Origin of the sequence: Variovorax sp. R-27 (assembly GCF_049913215.1) — a bacterium.
Taxonomy (GTDB): Bacteria; Pseudomonadota; Gammaproteobacteria; order Burkholderiales; family Burkholderiaceae_C; genus Variovorax.
In genome coordinates this window covers 5,807,121-5,822,626 of sequence record NZ_CP183984.1, presented here as the reverse complement: position 1 = coordinate 5,822,626, position 15,506 = coordinate 5,807,121, and the positions used below count along the sequence as shown (strand labels likewise).

Sequence of the window (15,506 nt, the reverse complement as noted above, 5' to 3'; positions counted from 1 at the left end):
GCTACAATCCGCCGTTGCGTGAAACTCGCGGGTATTGTCCCGCGATCGAGGGGTGTCGAATCCTGTTTGTACGAGGGGTTTGGCGACCGTCGACGCACCGATTTGCTGAACTCGCCCGTGTCGAATTCCGTGTTTCGATTTGCCACCGTTTCAGGCCAGAGCATCCACTGGTTCCTGAAGCGGAATTGCTCGGTGACGCCGAGCCAGCTGGGCTGGCTCTACGCCTCGCTGTGCGTGGTATCGCTCGGCATCGGCACCCTGTTCTGGCTGCACGGTGCGCCGCTGGTACTGCCTTTTGCCTGGCTCGAACTGGCCGCTGTCGGATTTGCGTTCATGGTCTATGCACGGCATGCGACCGACGGCGAAAAGATCGCGCTGCAGGAAGGGCGGCTCGTCGTGGAGCTCGAGAACGGCGGGCACTACGAACGCACGGAATTTCTTCCGCACCAGGTGCGGATCGAACCCCAGACCGGCGATCGCTCGCTGATCGAGGTCTCGGGGCAGGGTCGATCGGTCAGGGTGGGGCGCTATGTACGCCCGGAGTTGCGTGCGGCGTTGGCCCGCGAGATTCGCATGGCGTTGCGTGGCGCCTGAGGGGGCTCGCGCAGTGCTGCACGGTTGGGTTTGTCGAAAAAATTGAAGAAACGTGAACACGATGAAGAGCATTTGGCGCAATAAGTACAGGCCGGCGAATCTGTTGCTGGCGGCCGGCGCGGCTTTCAGCAGCGCGGCGCACGCAGTCAACGATCTGCCCGGCGGCCCCTCGGTGCGCCAGTTGAATCTTCCGGTCGGCGTGACCAAGATCGCGCAGGAGCAGCATCTGCTCCACACGATCATGATGATCCTGTGCACGGTCATCTTCGTCGCCGTGTTCGCGGTCATGTTCTATTCGATCTGGAAGCACCGCAAGTCGGTCGGCCACAAGGCGGCCAACTTCCATGAATCGGTGGTGGTCGAGGTCATCTGGACCATCGTGCCCTTCCTCATCGTGATCGTGATGGCGCTGCCCGCCACCAAGGTGCTGGTGGCCCAGAAGGACACCACCAACGCCGACCTCACGATCAAGACCACGGGCTACCAGTGGAAGTGGGGCTACGACTACCTGAACGGCGAAGGCGAGGGCCTGGCCTTCATCTCCACGCTCGACAGCTCGCAGCGCGCCATGTCCGATGCAGGCGCCAAGGGCGCGATGCCCGACGACTACCTGCTCAAGGTCGACAACCCGCTGGTGGTGCCGGTCAACAAGAAGATCCGCATCATCACCACCGCGAACGACGTGATCCACGCCTTCGCCGTGCCGCAGCTGGGCCTCAAGCAGGACGCGATCCCCGGCTTCGTGCGCGACACCTGGTTCCGCGCCGAGACCGTGGGCGACTACTACGGCCAGTGCCAGGAACTGTGCGGCAAGGAACACGCCTACATGCCGATCCACGTGAAGGTGGTCTCGTCCGCCGACTACACGACCTGGGTGGCAGCCAAGCGCAAGGAAGCCGCCGCCAAGCTCGACGACCCGACCAAGGTCTGGGCGCTGCCCGACATGCTGGTGCGCGGCGAGAAGGTCTACGCCGCCAACTGCGCCGCCTGCCACCAGGCCAACGGCAAGGGCGCTGGCCCGATCAAGCCGCTCGACGGCTCCCCGAAGGTGACCGACGCCGATCACAAGATCCAGCTGACGGTGCTGCTCACCGGCCAGAACAACGGCGCGATGCCCTCCTGGAAGCAGCTGAGCGATACCGATCTCGCGGCAGTGGCCACGTACACCAAGAACAGCTGGTCGAACAAGACGGGCCAGCTGGTGCAGCCGGCCGAAGTGCTGGCCCTGCGCGCCAAGTGATGCGGCAGCAGCGCCCCGCGACGAAGAAATTGCAAGGAACAACGAAATGAGTGCAGTCCTCGACCCCCACGGTCACGCAGTCCCCGGCGACCACGCACACGACGAGCATCACGATCACCACGCGCCCACCGGCTGGCGCCGCTGGGTGTTCGCGACCAACCACAAGGACATCGGCACGCTCTACCTGCTGTTCAGCTTCACGATGCTGATGGTGGGCGGCGTGCTCGCGCTGCTGATCCGCGCCGAGCTGTTCCAGCCCGGCCTGCAGCTGGTGAACCCCGAGCTCTTCAACCAGTTCACCACCATGCACGGCCTGATCATGGTGTTCGGCGCCATCATGCCGGCCTTCGTGGGCTTCGCGAACTGGATGATCCCGCTGCAGGTGGGCGCCTCCGACATGGCGTTCGCGCGCATGAACAACTTCAGCTTCTGGCTGCTGATCCCGGCGGCGCTGATGCTTGTGGGCTCGTTCTTCATGCCCGGCGGCGCACCCGCTGCCGGCTGGACGCTGTACGCGCCGCTCACGCTGCAGATGGGCCCCTCGATGGACGCCGGCATCTTCGCGATGCACATCATGGGCGCCTCGTCGATCATGGGTTCGATCAACATCATCGTCACCATCCTTAACATGCGCGCCCCCGGCATGACGCTGATGAAGATGCCGATGTTCTGCTGGACCTGGCTCATCACCGCCTACCTGCTGATCGCCGTGATGCCCGTGCTCGCCGGCGCCATCACGATGACGCTGACCGACCGCCACTTCGGCACCAGCTTCTTCAACCCCGCAGGCGGCGGCGACCCGGTGATGTACCAGCACATCTTCTGGTTCTTCGGCCACCCCGAGGTCTACATCATGATCTTGCCGGCCTTCGGCATCATCAGCCAGGTGGTGCCGGCCTTTGCCCGCAAGCGCCTGTTCGGCTATGCCTCGATGGTGTACGCCACCTCGTCGATCGCCATCCTGTCGTTCATCGTGTGGGCGCACCACATGTTCACGACCGGCATGCCGCTCACCGGCCAGCTGTTCTTCATGTACGCGACCATGCTGATCGCGGTGCCCACGGCCGTGAAGATTTTCAACTGGATCGCGACCATGTGGCAGGGCTCGATGACCTTCGAGACGCCCATGCTGTTCGCGGTCGGCTTCATCTTCGTGTTCACGATGGGCGGCTTCACCGGCCTGATCCTGGCCGTTGCGCCCATTGACACGCAGCTGCAGGACACCTACTACGTGGTGGCCCACTTCCACTACGTGCTGGTGGCCGGCTCGCTGTTCGCCATGTTCTCGGGCTTCTACTACTGGGTGCCCAAGTGGACCGGCGTGATGTACAACGAAACGCGCGGCAAGGTGCACTTCTGGTGGTCGCTGATCTCATTCAACGTGACCTTCTTCCCGATGCACTTCCTGGGCCTGGCCGGCATGCCGCGACGCTATGCCGACTACCCGATGCAGTTTGCCGACTTCAACGCGGTGGCTTCGGTCGGTGCGTTCTTCTTCGGCTTCGCTCAGGTCTACTTCTTCCTCTTCATCGTGCTGCCCACCATGCGCGGCAAGGGCGAGAAGGCCACGCAGAAGCCGTGGGAAGGCGCCGAAGGCCTCGAATGGGAAGTGCCTTCGCCGGCACCGTTCCACACCTTCGAGAACCCGCCCAAGCTCGACGCGACCGCCACCAAGGTGATCGGCTGATCGCCCGGTGACTGAATCGAAAGCACGATGACACCCGAACAGAAAAGGAACAACCGTCGCATGGGGCTCACGCTGGCCTCCATCGCGGTGGTGTTCTTCATCGGCTTCATCGTTCGCATGGTCTGGTTCAGCGGCCGCTGAACCGCCACCCACGCAACGAACGGGAGCACATGCATGAGCCTCGGTCCACGCATCCGCCGCGCCAATGTCCGCATGGTCGGCAAGCTGGCCGTCGTGGCCTGCGGCATGTTCGCGTTCGGCTATGCGCTGGTGCCGATGTACCGCGCCATCTGCGAGATGACCGGCATCAACATCCTCGCGCTCTCCGAGCTCGAGGTGCCGGGCGGTGCCAGCGGCGGCAAGAACGTGCGCGTGCCCGACAACACGCAGGTCGACATGACCCGCACCATCACGGTCGAGTTCGACTCCAACGTGCGCGGCGGCCTCTGGGACTTCAAGCCCGCGGAGCGGACCATCCAGGTGCACCCGGGCCAGCTCAACACGGTGATGTACGAGTTCCAGAACGTGCAGAACCGCCGCATGGCTGCGCAGGCCATTCCGAGCTACGCGCCGCAGCAGGCGGCGCCGTACTTCAACAAGCTCGAGTGCTTCTGCTTCAACCAGTACACGCTCGATCCGGGCGAGAAGAAGCAGTGGCCGGTCGCGTTCGTGATCGACCCCAAGATTTCCAAAGACGTGAAGACCATCACGCTGTCGTACACCTTCTTCGAAGTGGGCGGCAAGACACCCGCGGCGCCTGTGGCGGCCGTTTCGAACACCGCCAATGAGCCGCGCTCGTGACCGATCCACTGAACCAGCCGGGGCCCCGGCCGAAGGCTTCGCTGTGGGACACAGTGAAGGCGGTGGGCTGGTCGTTCTTCGGCGTGCGCAAGAACAGCGCCTACCAGGAAGACCTGGGCAAGCTGAACCCGCTGCACATCATCGCGGTGGCGTTCGTGGCCGTGATCGTCTTCGTGGTCGCACTGGTGCTGCTGGTGCGCCACGTGGTCGCATCGACCGCAGCCTGACTGACGAAAAAGCATTCCGCGACAGCAAGCAGAATCCATTGAATCGAGAGAAGAAAGAAAGCCAGGAGCTGATATGAGTTCAACCACCCACGGCACCACGCCCTACTACTTCGTGCCCGGACCGTCGGCCTATCCGGTCTCGGCCGCGATCGGCCTGTTCTTCGTGATCCTGGGCGCCGCGCAATGGATCAATGGCCACGAGTGGGGCGCGTGGTCCCTGCTGGCGGGCATGGTGATCTGGCTCGGCACGCTCTTCGTGTGGTTCCGCACCGCCATCGGCGAAAGCGAGAGCGGCCAGTACGGTCACAAGGTCGACCTCTCGTTCCGCTGGAGCATGAGCTGGTTCATCTTCTCGGAAGTGATGTTCTTCGGCGCGTTCTTCACCGCGCTGTGGTGGGCCCGCACCCATTCGCTGCCCGCGCTCGGCAGCCTGGACAACGCGATCCTCTGGCCCGACTTCAAGGCTGTGTGGCCCAGCGTCGCCGCAGGCGCGACCGCTTCGCCGGCCGGCATCGTCGAGCCGTTCCAGACCGTCGGCCCGTTCTGGCTGCCCACGATCAACACCGCGCTGCTGCTGAGCTCGGGCGTGACGCTCACCATTGCCCACCACGCGCTGCGTGCCGGCCACCGCGCACAAACGATCCGCTTCATGTGGCTCACCGTGCTGCTCGGCATGATCTTCCTGGGCGTGCAGGGCTACGAGTACCACCACCTGTACACCGAACTGAACCTCAAGCTCAGCTCGGGCACCTACGGTTCGACTTTCTTCATGCTGACGGGCTTCCACGGCCTGCACGTGTTCATCGGCATGCTGATGCTGCTGTTCATCACGCTGCGCCTGCGCAAAGGCCACTTCACGCCGGAGCGCCATTTCGGCTTCGAAGGCGCGGCCTGGTACTGGCACTTCGTGGACGTGGTCTGGCTCGGCCTCTACATGCTGGTCTATTGGCTTTGAGCGAAGAACCTCGCGGCATTCCACGAAAAAGGCGCCGTAAGGCGCCTTTTTCATGGTTCTCGTGGAACGAGCACCATCTACTTGCCGAGCGGGAGTCCGGTGGGCTGGATGTAGCCGAGTTTCCAGGCGAGCAGCATGCAGAGGAACAAAAACACCGACAGGCCGATCCGAAAGGTGAGCGCTCGCGCCATGCCGCCGCTCTTGGCGCGCCCGTTGCGCCCGTCCTTCAGCATGAAGTACAGGGCGAACGCGAGGCTCGCGAAGATGCCCAGGAACACCAGGGCGACGAAATATTTCATGACCCGCATTATCGGCCGCACGCCCCGTTCTCTCCAGTGACCCCTGAACCCCTGTATTCCGAAGACCGGCGCCGTCCGGGCCGTTTCTGGCTGATCACCATCGCCGCCGTGCTGACCGTGGCGGCCACCGTTTCGCTAGGCCGCTGGCAGCTCTCGCGCGCCGCGCAGAAGGAAGCGCTGCAGGCCGACATCGACGCCCAGAAGCTCAAGCCGGCGCTGACCCAGGCCGAATTCCTGGCGCTGGAGAAAGCCTCCGACTCGCTGCACCGTCCGGTGCGCCTGCGCGGGCTCTGGCTGCCAACGCAGACCGTGTACCTCGACAACCGCCAGATGCACGGCACGCCCGGCTTCTACGTGCTGACGCCCTTCGCCCTCGAAGGCACCGAGCAGGCGGTGATGGTGCAGCGCGGCTGGATCCAGCGCAATTTCGTCGATCGCACGCAGCTGGGTGCGGTCGAGACGCCAGCCGGCATCGTCGAGGTCACGGGCCTGATCGAGCCGCCGCCGAGCCATCTGCTGGAGCTGGGCACGTCCGCACCGACGCCCGTGCCCGCCGCCTCGGCGCCCGCCACGGCAGCCTCCGCGCCGGCCGCCCCGGCACCGGCTGCCGAAGGGTATTCGCCCATCCGGCAAAATCTCGACCTGGAGGCCTTCCGTGCCGAGACCAAACTGCCGCTGCGCACCGACGTGTCGCTGCAGCAGAGCGGACCGGCTTCCGAGGGCCTGCAGCGCGACTGGCCGGCCCCGGCGCTGGGCCTGGAGAGGCACTACGGTTACGCATTCCAGTGGTTCGGCCTGTCGGCCCTCGTCGTCATCCTCTATGTCTGGTTCCAATTCATCACACCCTTCCGCCGTTCAAGGCGCTGCGCACGCGATGGCCGCTTCTGACGAGCCGCTGGGCCTGACGGTGCATTCGATGCCGTCGCCCAACCAGGCGCTCGACGGTGCGGAGGGCCGGCGCACGGTCGTCGGGCGCTGGAAGATGATCGCCGTGATGCTGATGTGCGCGGCGCCGGTCATTGCCTCGTACTTCACCTACTACGTGATCCGGCCCGAAGGCCGCAGCGTCTATGGCGAGCTGATCGATCCGCAGCACGAGCTGCCGAAGCTGATCGCCACCGACCGCAACGGCGCTCCGGTCGACTTCGCCACGCTCAAGGGCCAATGGCTGCTGGTGGCCGTGGCCGATGCCGCCTGCGACGCGCTGTGCGAGCAGCAGCTCTACCTGCAACGGCAACTGCGTGAAAGCCTGGGCCGCGAGAAAGACCGCATGGACCGCGTCTGGCTCGTGAGCGACGCCGCTCCCGTGCCTGAGCGCCTGAACAACGGCCTGCACGGCGCCACCGTGCTGCGCGTGCCGGCCGACCAACTGGCCAAGTGGCTCGCGCCTGTGCAGGGCCACTCGCTGGCCGAACACCTGTACGTGGTCGACCCGATGGGCAACTGGATGATGCGTTTCCCCGCCCGCATGGACGCCGCCGGCGCCGGCCGCGCCAAGCGCGACCTCGATCGCCTGCTGCGCGCCTCGGCGTCGTGGGACGAACCGGGCCGCTGAGACCTCGCATGGACACGAGCTCGCTCTACGATCTGACGCCCATCGCCTGGCTCATGGCCGCCGGCGTGCTGATCGCGCTCGGCCCGCTGGTGTGGGTGTGGCGCCGCAACGCGGGCGCAGGCCCGGCGCGGCGGCTGCATGCGCTGACCGTGCTCACGCTGTTTCTCACTTTCGATCTCACGCTGTTCGGCGCCTTCACGCGGCTCACCGACTCGGGCCTGGGCTGCCCCGACTGGCCCGGCTGCTACGGCAATGCCAGTCCGGCCGGCGCGCGCCACGAGATCGCGATGGCGCAAGCCGCACAGCCGACCGGCCCGGTGACGCACAGCAAGGCCTGGGTCGAGATGGTTCACCGCTACCTGGCAACGGGTGTCGGCGTGCTGATCCTCGTGCTGGCCCTGGCGACCTGGCTGGTGCGCTGGTGGCCTTCCATTGGGCCCAAGGCCGGCAACGCGCCGCAGCCTCCACCTGCCATCGCGCAAGTTGTGCTGAATCCTTGGTGGCCGACGGCGACGCTCGTTGGCGTGAGCTTGCAAGGCGCATTCGGCGCGCTCACCGTCACCTGGAAATTGTTCCCGGCCATCGTCACCACGCATTTGATGGGCGCCATCGTGCTGCTGGCGCTACTGTGCATCCAAGCGGTGCGCTACCAGCAGAGCGCGGCGCAGCGACTGCCCACGCCCGTGTCGCCCGCACTGCGCAACGGCCTCATCGCGACTACTGTGCTGCTCGTGCTGCAGATCGCGCTCGGCGGCTGGGTCAGCACCAACTATGCGGTGCTGGCCTGCACGCAGTTCCCGACCTGCCAGGACAGCTGGTGGCCAGCCATGAATTTCGCGCAGGGCTTCGAGATCTGGCGCCATCTCGGCGTGACCGGCGAAGGCCAGCCGCTCGATTTTTCCGCGCTCACCGCGATTCACTACGCGCATCGGCTGATGGCCTATGCCGTGTTCGTCGCGCTCGGCGTGCTGGCATGGCGCCTGCGCCGCATCGAGACACTCCGCCCGCAGGCGCGATGGCTCGCGGGCCTGGCGCTGCTTCAGCTGGCCACGGGCCTTGGCAACGTGCTGCTCGGCTGGCCGTTGGCCGCGGCCGTGCTTCATACCGGCGGCGCCGCAGCGCTGGCCGTTGTGCTCACCTGGGCACTGTGCGAGAGCCGGCGCGACCTGGCGGCTCAGACTGCGCGCGCCAGTGACAATGCACCAGGTCACAACAACAATCAAAGGAAGGCCGCCGCGTGAGCACCCCGATCCCCGTTCAGCAAACCAGTACCGCGAATGTGCTGCGCCAGTTCTACGCGCTGACCAAGCCGCGCGTGGTGCAGCTGATCGTGTTCTGCGCGTTGATCGGCATGGTGCTGGCCGTGCCCGGCCTGCCTTCGTGGGCCGATGTGCAGCGCGCCGTGCTGGCCTGCATCGGCATCTGGCTGGTGGCGGGTGCAGCGGCGGCGTTCAACTGCCTGGTCGAGAAGGGCATCGACGCCAAGATGAAGCGCACCGCCTGGCGCCCCACGGCGCGCGGGCAACTCAGCGATCTGCAGGCGCTGATTTTCTCGGCGCTGCTGTGCGCTGCCGGCTCGGTGCTGCTGTGGTTCACGGTCAATCCGCTCACCATGTGGCTGACCTTTGCCACCTTCGTCGGCTACGCGGTGATCTACACCGTGATCCTCAAGCCGCTGACGCCGCAGAACATCGTGATCGGCGGTGCGTCGGGCGCGATGCCGCCGGTGCTGGGCTGGGCCGCGATGACAGGCGACGTGGGGCCCGAGGCGCTGATTCTTTTCCTCATCATCTTCCTGTGGACGCCGCCGCACTTCTGGGCGCTGGCGCTCTACCGCGTGGAGGACTACCGCAAGGCCGGCCTGCCGATGCTGCCCGTCACGCACGGCAACGAGTTCACGCGGCTGCAGGTGCTGCTCTATACCTTCATCTTGTTCGCGGCCTGCCTGATGCCCTTCATCTACGGCATGAGCGGCTGGCTGTACCTGGCGGTTGCCGTTGCCGTGAGCATCGGCTTCACCGGCTATGCGTTCGCGCTGTGGCGCAACTACTCCGACACGCTGGCGCGCAAGACTTTCCGCTTTTCGCTGATCCACCTGAGCGTGCTGTTCCTGGCGCTGCTCGTCGATCACTACATTCACTGACCACGTTTCCATGAACAAGCGCAACGCTCTTCGACTGATTGCCGCGGGCGCCGGCTGGGTGGGCGTGACCGCCACCCTCGGCCTGGGCCTCTCGGCATGCAGCGAGACCAAGCAAAGCTTCACTGCGGTCGACATCACCGGTGCCGACTACGCCAAGGACTTCTCGCTGAAGGACGCGGACGGCAAGGTCCGCACCATGGCCGACTTCAAGGGCAAGGTGGTCGTGCTGTTCTTCGGCTATGCGCAATGCCCCGACGTCTGCCCGACCACGATGACCGAAATGGCGCAGGTCAAGCAGCAACTCGGCAAGGACGGCGACAAGCTGCAGGTGCTGTTCGTCACGGTCGACCCCGCGCGGGACACGGCCGAGGTGCTCAAGGCCTACATGGGCGCGTTCGACCCGAGCTTCGTCGCGCTGATCCCGACGGCCGACGAGCTGGTCGCGCTCGCGAAGGACTACAAGGTCTACTACAAGAAGGTCGACGGCAAGACGCCGACCAGCTATTCGATGGACCACTCGGCCGCCAGCTACGTCTACGACACGCAGGGGCGGCTGCGGCTCTATGCGCGCTACGGCGCCGGCGTGCCGTCGATGGTGTCCGACCTGAAGACGCTGCTGGCTTCCTGAGAAGGGCTCCGGGCACATGGACGCCGGCTCGGTCGAGCACCTGAAAGGGCGCAAGGGAGCCTTCCGCATTGCGCTGATCCCGCCCGAGGTGCTGGGCGCACTCAACGACGGGCTGCTCGAAACCGTCAACCTCAACGAATTCATGGCGCTGGAGCTGCCCCGGCTGGCGCGCAGCGTGGCGGGGCACATCGGTCTCGATGCGCAGAGCGAACGGCTGGCAGACACGATCGCGATGCTGAGCGCCTTCAAGCCGATGCAGCGGCACGGGCACATCGCGCGTGCGCTCTACGACCTGACGGCGCTGCATGGCGAGCGCGATGCCGTCGCCCACCGGCTGGCCACGCACGCGAGCGACGTGGCCCGCTGCTGGGCCGCGCAGTGGGTCACGCTCTCGGGCCTGCCGCTGCCGGCGCAACTGGAGGCGGTGCGCCGCTTCGCCGCCGATCCGCATTTCGGCGTGCGGGAAATCGCATGGATGGCGGTGCGCGACGCGGTCATCGAGTCGCTCGACGAAGCGTTCGCACTGCTGCAGCCGTGGGTGCTTGACGCCGACCCCAACATCCGCCGCTTTGCCAGCGAGCTCACGCGTCCGCGCGGCGTGTGGTGCGCGCAGATCGATGCGCTGAAGACCGAGCCGTGGCGCGCGCTGCCGCTGATCGAACCACTGCGCGCCGACCCCAGCCGCTATGTGCAGAACTCGGTGGCGAACTGGCTCAACGACGCGAGCAAGAGCCAGGGCGAGTGGGTCGAGAAGCTCTGCGCGCGGTGGGTGGCGGAGTCGGACACGGCTGAAACCCGCTACATCGCCAAGCGGGCGATGCGGACGCTTTCCAAATGAAAAAAGCCCGGGATACCGGGCTTTTTCCTTGGAGGGCGACAGGCTTACGCGTAGTCCGCGAGCGCCTTCTTCATTTTCTTCATCGCCGCGACTTCAATCTGGCGGATGCGCTCGGCGCTCACGCCGTACACAGCGGCCAGGTCGTGCAGCGTCATGCCGCCCGAGCCGTCGTCGTTCACCTTGAGCCAGCGCTCTTCCACGATGCGGCGGCTGCGGTCGTCCAGCGCTTCGAGCGCCGTGGCGATGCCGTCGCTCGACAGGCGGTCGCGTTGCTGCGATTCGAGCAAGGCAGTCGGTTCCTGCGTGGCGTCGGCCAGATAGGCGATCGGGCCGAAGGTTTCGTCGCCGTCGTCGGACGGGCCCGGATCGAGCATGACGTCGCCGCCCGACAGGCGGGTTTCCATCTCGAGCACTTCTTCAGGCTTGACGTTGAGCCGGGTCGCCATCTGCGACACCTCGTCGGGGCTCAGCGTTTCGCGGTGCGTGCCGTTGTCGGCCGCAGCCGAGTCGGCCTTGAAGCCCTGCTTCATCGAGCGCAGGTTGAAGAACAGCTTGCGCTGGGCCTTGGTCGTCGCGACCTTGACCATGCGCCAGTTCTTCAGGATGTACTCGTGGATCTCGGCCTTGATCCAGTGCATGGCGTAGCTCACGAGCCGCACGCCCTGGTCGGGGTCGAAACGCTTCACGGCCTTCATCAGGCCGACGTTGCCTTCCTGGATCAGGTCGCCGTGCGGCAGCCCGTAGCCCAGGTATTGGCGGGAAATGGAAACGACGAGGCGCAGGTGCGACAGCACGAGCGCGCCAGCGGATTCGAGATCGTTCTGGTCGCGCAGCTTGCGTGCGAAGCCCTGCTCTTCTTCGAGCGTGAGCATCGGCAGGCGGTTGGCGGCCGAAATGTAGGCATCCAGGTTGCCCAGCGGCGGAACCATCGACCATGGATTGGCGACGGCCAGCTGGTTGGCAGAGACTCCAGACAGCGTTGTCATCAGGGGAAACTCCTTTGTGTGGGCCATATTAGCACTCGGTTAGAGGGAGTGCTAAACCAAGGGTTCCCTTGAATTTCTATCGCCGGAATAGCCGGTGGCTACTGTCGGTTTTCACTGAGTTTGGAATTTTTTTCACTGGGAATGGAACCCCAACTCCTTTGAAATCAACAGCTTGGCGCTACTTTGGCCTCTTGCGGCACCGACGAAACGATGTTTTCGACTGTCGCAATCGGTCAAAAATTCCGGATTTTTCTTATTTAGTCTGAAATATATTTATCCGGATAAAATTAAAGCAGATTGAAATTTTGTGGAGCCGTCGTCGAAGGTCTGCATCGTGGCTACATGGCTGAGGCGATTGCCCGCAGTTGTGCGCGAGCGGCCTCTGCCCGAAAGCGAGGAATCACCCAGTTGTGATGCGTCTCGCGGTATCGCCCATAGTGAGCCCGGGCGACCGTTCGCACTGCTGAGACTATTTCGGGGTCGAACCGCACTGCCTTGATGGCGATGTCGCCACTGGGGAGTTCCTTGATCGAGATCCAGCGTCCACGGATCGTCACGATTTCTTCGGGCAGGAACTGTCGCTGCGCTGCCAGTGCAGCAGGTGGCAACGTCGGTAGTTGCTCGGCCATCGCCGTGCCCTCTAGGCGTTCTGGCCAGAGCCAATACTTGCAAGCCGTATCTTCCAGGACGACTCGCTTGACCTGTGTCACATCAAAAGCGGAGGGTGTGAACGCCCGCAGATCGATCTCGAGCGCGGGTAGTTGCATGTTCTCGTATGCCCGACGCTTCTCCATGTCGCAGAAGGAAGAGTAGGCGATCTCGATGGCCACGCCGATACCATCCGTTGTGGTCGCAAGCAAGTCGGGTCGCCGATCGTCAACGGCGATTTCCTCTTTGATGTCCGCGCACGCCAAGAGGATGGAAGACGCACGGTCGTCGCTAACGCCAAGAGCTTGTGCTGCGGCCGCAGTCATTGGCACAACAAGGCCACCTGCCTCAAGAATCACGCGTTTAGCAAAGCGGTGCAGATCCGACTCGTAGTTGGATGCACACGGCTCGATGTTGGAGCTGTGTGCGAAGTGGTGTTCGCGCTTGTCCCCCTGGCGTGCAAGGACGACCTCGCCGCAAATTGCGCATCGGCAGTTGCAGGCAAGGCCACGCTCGACTTCTGTGATGTGGACGAAGCGATTCGAGGCGTGCAGTGCAAACAGTGACAACATAGGGGCTCCAAGAGTTGAGTTGAGGTGCCTCAGTGTTGCGATCCGAACTCTCACCAACCAGCCACCAACGGGTTGCCAACGGGTTGCCGGCTGTGCGGGAATTGCTGCCGTGTTTTCGCGATTGGCTTGCAACTCAGCGTGACGAGGCCAAGGCGCTGACGCTGCTGCGGGCTTTGGCGGATGAGTCGATCAAGGTCGCGGGCTCCACTGATTTGCAGCAGTTGGAGTTCGATGCGCTTGATCTGGCCCAGGCATGCCAATGGCCAGAGTGCGATGACTTCGACGCCGCCTCCAAGAAGATCAAGAGTGCCAATCTGGAGAAGTACCTCTCAAGTCGAGCTGCAGACCAGGAGGCATTCTTTTTGCGGCACGGCCTTCAGCACGCGTTGCGAGTCTGCAAGCGCTCACCCTCGGGTCGCCATCGCGCGCAGTGGTCTTTGGAGCCGTATTCGTTGGCGTCCCCGATGGAGGTTATTGACGCGCAAAGCGGCAACGAACCGGTTGAGACGAGGCTGAGTACGGATGACGCGCAGATAGAGTACGACTACGCGGTAGCCGGTACTGTGAGTCCGTCATGGCTGGCGCGCCCGCTCTTTGGGAGTGGTTGGTTTAGAACGAGGTCGCTTCGAGGCCTGTTGTTTGCGTGCACTGGCCTCGCGCCGATGGTATGCGTGGCCGGCTTGGTGGCGACTGTATGGCTGATGCTTTTTGTAAGGCGGCAGGTCACTACGGCGGATCTAGCCTTCTTGGTCTTCGGTGCCGGGCTAGGCTGGATGCTCTGGAACTCGATTCGCAGTCTTTGGTGGCTACTGGCGGATCGGATCATTCCTGTCGCGGACGTTCTGCTGGAGTGGAGCGAGGCACCAGCCCAGTTGGAGAGCTTCAAGGACGGCAACGCGCGCGTCATCGGCATGGTCCGATACAGCGCCACTTGCCCCGTATGCGCTGCTGCGATTGAGCTGCGCTATGGCGAGGGTAACGAGCGACGCAGACTCTTCGGCTGCTGCGTCGAGGCGCCTCAGGACCATGTCTTTACTTTCGACCGGGTGACGAGGCGCGGCAGGCGCGTCAGATAGTTCAGCTGACTAGGTTTTCATCACCAAGAACCGACAGAAGTTCTTAGTGGCGCGTTGTCGCGGTACTCGTCGTGCAGTTGTCGTAGACGACCGCATCAGACTGATTGCCGACGCTCAGTACAAATAACTCCAGCAGCGGCTACGCGCCTGAAGCAGACTCTTGAGCATGCTCCCTTATGAATCACGCAGGTAAACGGTTGGCACGTCGGACTTTGCCAAAGGCCCTTAGCGTCGAACTCGATTGAACTGCCGCGTCAACCGGGTACAGCTCCAGCAGCCCGCGCCGGGAGAGGTCGTACGCCGTTAGCAAGCTCAGATCACTTGAGCGCGAAGAACGATTGCTGCAACACCAAGTTATCGAGGCACCCGGCCAAGATGGCATGCGATGTCACGCTCTTGCCGGGGAAACGCAAGACCAAGGTCCCCAGCGCGAAAACGTACGCCGTGAGCATGAGGTAGTAGTAGCTTTCATACCGCTCCTGGTTGGCTTTGCTGGTTCGGAAGGGACTGATCACAGCACCATGCGCGCGCTCGTTGCGGACCGTGAAGAGGAGCAGAGAGAGGATGACCTTCATCCGCGTCTGGGCCGGAATTGCATTGGTGGTCAGGTTAAGAACCGCTGCGGACGCCTTCTTTTTGCGAGTGCCGGGCTTACCAGAAAGGTACAGTCGCAGAAAAGATCCGGCATTAGGAATGTTGACGCCGAAGTCTTGCAGCGTGTTTCCGCTGGAGTCAGTCGAATACTTCTGGCAGAAGGCGTTGTAGAGCGCCTGCCCCATCGCGGTCTCAGCCCGATCTTTCAGCTGGTTAGGCTTCTCGCCCTGCCCAAGATAAGCCTGAAGAAGACGCTTTGCCAGGAAATCCACCGTGACACGCGGGATGGCTTGGCCTAGCTGCTTGGCGATTTCTTCCCATGAAGTCGAGTCCTGTGCGAGCAAGGCAGCAGGCAGGTTCTCCATCACGCCACGCAGGCCCCTACCCTGCGCCAGGTGCCTCTGAGCGAGATCCATCACCTTGACGCAATGATCGAACAGGTAGTCGGGCCGGTTCGGCAAAGCGTCCAAGCCGTCGATCAAGTGACCAACGCACCGCTGGTAGGCCGGATTGGAGTCGGTGGCGAGCGCAATCGTCTTGAACGGAGCCAAGCCGTTCTGGGAAGCGATCTTGTTCTTGAACTCGGCTTCTGCCCGGAACTCTGTGGCGACCGGCCAAACGTTATGCGCTACAACACGACGCCCTTTGAAGTCCATGCTTCCT

18 protein-coding genes are annotated in these 15,506 nt (G+C 63.8%); 14 read left to right on the top strand and 4 right to left on the bottom strand.

Annotation, left to right across the window (positions count from 1 at the left end):
- The first annotated feature begins 117 nt into the window (after window positions 1-117).
- The 7 genes from ACN9MV_RS27320 to ACN9MV_RS27290 all read left to right on the top strand — a co-directional run bounded on the left by ACN9MV_RS27320 (window position 118) and on the right by ACN9MV_RS27290 (window position 5,504).
- On the top strand, window positions 118-594 hold the full coding sequence (locus ACN9MV_RS27320) for a DUF2244 domain-containing protein (RefSeq protein WP_093057649.1): 477 nt from the start codon (window positions 118-120) through the stop codon (window positions 592-594).
- Between the two features lie 61 nt (window positions 595-655).
- The gene (gene coxB, locus ACN9MV_RS27315) at window positions 656-1,834 is read left to right on the top strand and encodes a cytochrome c oxidase subunit II (RefSeq protein ID WP_093079525.1); all 1,179 of its coding nucleotides are present in this window, start codon (window positions 656-658) and stop codon (window positions 1,832-1,834) included.
- 46 nt (window positions 1,835-1,880) lie between these two features.
- A complete protein-coding gene (ctaD, locus tag ACN9MV_RS27310) occupies window positions 1,881-3,521 on the top strand; it encodes a cytochrome c oxidase subunit I (RefSeq protein WP_093057627.1) in 1,641 nt (546 codons plus the stop codon).
- A 27-nt stretch (window positions 3,522-3,548) separates the two neighbouring features.
- On the top strand, window positions 3,549-3,662 hold the full coding sequence (locus ACN9MV_RS27305; RefSeq protein ID WP_019656111.1) for a cytochrome oxidase small assembly protein: 114 nt from the start codon (window positions 3,549-3,551) through the stop codon (window positions 3,660-3,662).
- A 33-nt stretch (window positions 3,663-3,695) separates the two neighbouring features.
- Entirely contained in the window at window positions 3,696-4,322 is a 627-nt protein-coding gene (locus ACN9MV_RS27300; protein WP_093057628.1) for a cytochrome c oxidase assembly protein, read from the top strand.
- A complete protein-coding gene (locus ACN9MV_RS27295; RefSeq protein ID WP_426390366.1) occupies window positions 4,319-4,549 on the top strand; it encodes a DUF2970 domain-containing protein in 231 nt (76 codons plus the stop codon). Before ACN9MV_RS27300 ends, ACN9MV_RS27295 begins: the two co-directional genes overlap by 4 nt.
- Before the next feature lie 73 nt (window positions 4,550-4,622).
- Window positions 4,623-5,504: a cytochrome c oxidase subunit 3 gene (locus ACN9MV_RS27290; protein WP_093057630.1), complete on the top strand. Its 882-nt coding sequence runs from the start codon at window positions 4,623-4,625 to the stop codon at window positions 5,502-5,504.
- Between the two features lie 77 nt (window positions 5,505-5,581).
- On the opposite strand, the gene ACN9MV_RS27285 is transcribed toward ACN9MV_RS27290, so the two are convergent.
- Window positions 5,582-5,812 (bottom strand): twin transmembrane helix small protein, encoded by a 231-nt coding sequence (locus tag ACN9MV_RS27285; protein ID WP_093057631.1) that lies wholly within the window; start codon window positions 5,810-5,812, stop codon window positions 5,582-5,584.
- Between the two features lie 27 nt (window positions 5,813-5,839).
- On the opposite strand from ACN9MV_RS27285, the gene ACN9MV_RS27280 reads away from it, so the two are divergent.
- From ACN9MV_RS27280 to ACN9MV_RS27255, 6 genes are read left to right on the top strand one after another with little or no spacing between them, the layout of a single operon-like run.
- Window positions 5,840-6,691 (top strand): SURF1 family protein, encoded by an 852-nt coding sequence (locus ACN9MV_RS27280; protein WP_426390365.1) that lies wholly within the window; start codon window positions 5,840-5,842, stop codon window positions 6,689-6,691.
- Window positions 6,678-7,358, top strand: coding sequence for a hypothetical protein (locus tag ACN9MV_RS27275; RefSeq protein WP_093057633.1), 681 nt, complete (start codon window positions 6,678-6,680; stop codon window positions 7,356-7,358). The genes ACN9MV_RS27280 and ACN9MV_RS27275 overlap by 14 nt, the downstream gene beginning before the upstream one ends.
- A gap of 8 nt (window positions 7,359-7,366) precedes the next feature.
- Window positions 7,367-8,599, top strand: coding sequence for a COX15/CtaA family protein (locus ACN9MV_RS27270; RefSeq protein WP_097198070.1), 1,233 nt, complete (start codon window positions 7,367-7,369; stop codon window positions 8,597-8,599).
- On the top strand, window positions 8,596-9,501 hold the full coding sequence (cyoE, locus tag ACN9MV_RS27265; protein WP_093057635.1) for a heme o synthase: 906 nt from the start codon (window positions 8,596-8,598) through the stop codon (window positions 9,499-9,501). Before ACN9MV_RS27270 ends, cyoE begins: the two co-directional genes overlap by 4 nt.
- 10 nt (window positions 9,502-9,511) lie before the next feature.
- Window positions 9,512-10,129, top strand: a complete 618-nt coding sequence (locus tag ACN9MV_RS27260; RefSeq protein ID WP_093057636.1) for an SCO family protein — start codon at window positions 9,512-9,514, stop codon at window positions 10,127-10,129.
- Between the two features lie 16 nt (window positions 10,130-10,145).
- On the top strand, window positions 10,146-10,967 hold the full coding sequence (locus ACN9MV_RS27255; RefSeq protein ID WP_426390363.1) for a DNA alkylation repair protein: 822 nt from the start codon (window positions 10,146-10,148) through the stop codon (window positions 10,965-10,967).
- 44 nt (window positions 10,968-11,011) lie between these two features.
- Here ACN9MV_RS27255 and rpoH read toward each other — a convergent pair whose 3' ends face one another.
- Together rpoH and ACN9MV_RS27245 are read right to left on the bottom strand one after the other, a co-directional pair.
- Complete coding sequence (rpoH, locus tag ACN9MV_RS27250) at window positions 11,012-11,953, bottom strand: RNA polymerase sigma factor RpoH (protein ID WP_093079510.1); 942 nt, start codon at window positions 11,951-11,953, stop codon at window positions 11,012-11,014.
- 338 nt (window positions 11,954-12,291) lie between these two features.
- The gene (locus ACN9MV_RS27245; protein ID WP_426390361.1) at window positions 12,292-13,173 is read right to left on the bottom strand and encodes a competence protein CoiA family protein; all 882 of its coding nucleotides are present in this window, start codon (window positions 13,171-13,173) and stop codon (window positions 12,292-12,294) included.
- 35 nt (window positions 13,174-13,208) lie between these two features.
- Between ACN9MV_RS27245 and ACN9MV_RS27240 the strand changes: the two genes are divergently transcribed.
- Window positions 13,209-14,249 carry a hypothetical protein gene (locus ACN9MV_RS27240; RefSeq protein WP_426390359.1) on the top strand — a complete coding sequence of 347 codons (1,041 nt, stop codon included), beginning with the start codon at window positions 13,209-13,211 and terminating at the stop codon, window positions 14,247-14,249.
- 317 nt (window positions 14,250-14,566) lie between these two features.
- On the opposite strand, the gene ACN9MV_RS27235 is transcribed toward ACN9MV_RS27240, so the two are convergent.
- Window positions 14,567-15,499, bottom strand: a complete 933-nt coding sequence (locus ACN9MV_RS27235) for a hypothetical protein (protein WP_426390357.1) — start codon at window positions 15,497-15,499, stop codon at window positions 14,567-14,569.
- Window positions 15,500-15,506: the final 7 nt, after the last annotated feature.

Coding starts and splice junctions, on each gene's coding strand:
- coxB (WP_093079525.1), top strand. CDS start 656: ATGAAGAGCATTTGGCGCAATAAGTACAGGCCGGCGAATCTGTTGCTG.
- ctaD (WP_093057627.1), top strand. CDS start 1,881: ATGAGTGCAGTCCTCGACCCCCACGGTCACGCAGTCCCCGGCGACCAC.
- ACN9MV_RS27305 (WP_019656111.1), top strand. CDS start 3,549: ATGACACCCGAACAGAAAAGGAACAACCGTCGCATGGGGCTCACGCTG.
- ACN9MV_RS27300 (WP_093057628.1), top strand. CDS start 3,696: ATGAGCCTCGGTCCACGCATCCGCCGCGCCAATGTCCGCATGGTCGGC.
- ACN9MV_RS27290 (WP_093057630.1), top strand. CDS start 4,623: ATGAGTTCAACCACCCACGGCACCACGCCCTACTACTTCGTGCCCGGA.
- ACN9MV_RS27285 (WP_093057631.1), bottom strand. CDS start 5,812: ATGCGGGTCATGAAATATTTCGTCGCCCTGGTGTTCCTGGGCATCTTC.
- ACN9MV_RS27275 (WP_093057633.1), top strand. CDS start 6,678: ATGGCCGCTTCTGACGAGCCGCTGGGCCTGACGGTGCATTCGATGCCG.
- ACN9MV_RS27270 (WP_097198070.1), top strand. CDS start 7,367: ATGGACACGAGCTCGCTCTACGATCTGACGCCCATCGCCTGGCTCATG.
- ACN9MV_RS27260 (WP_093057636.1), top strand. CDS start 9,512: ATGAACAAGCGCAACGCTCTTCGACTGATTGCCGCGGGCGCCGGCTGG.
- ACN9MV_RS27255 (WP_426390363.1), top strand. CDS start 10,146: ATGGACGCCGGCTCGGTCGAGCACCTGAAAGGGCGCAAGGGAGCCTTC.
- rpoH (WP_093079510.1), bottom strand. CDS start 11,953: ATGACAACGCTGTCTGGAGTCTCTGCCAACCAGCTGGCCGTCGCCAAT.
- ACN9MV_RS27245 (WP_426390361.1), bottom strand. CDS start 13,173: ATGTTGTCACTGTTTGCACTGCACGCCTCGAATCGCTTCGTCCACATC.
- ACN9MV_RS27235 (WP_426390357.1), bottom strand. CDS start 15,499: ATGGACTTCAAAGGGCGTCGTGTTGTAGCGCATAACGTTTGGCCGGTC.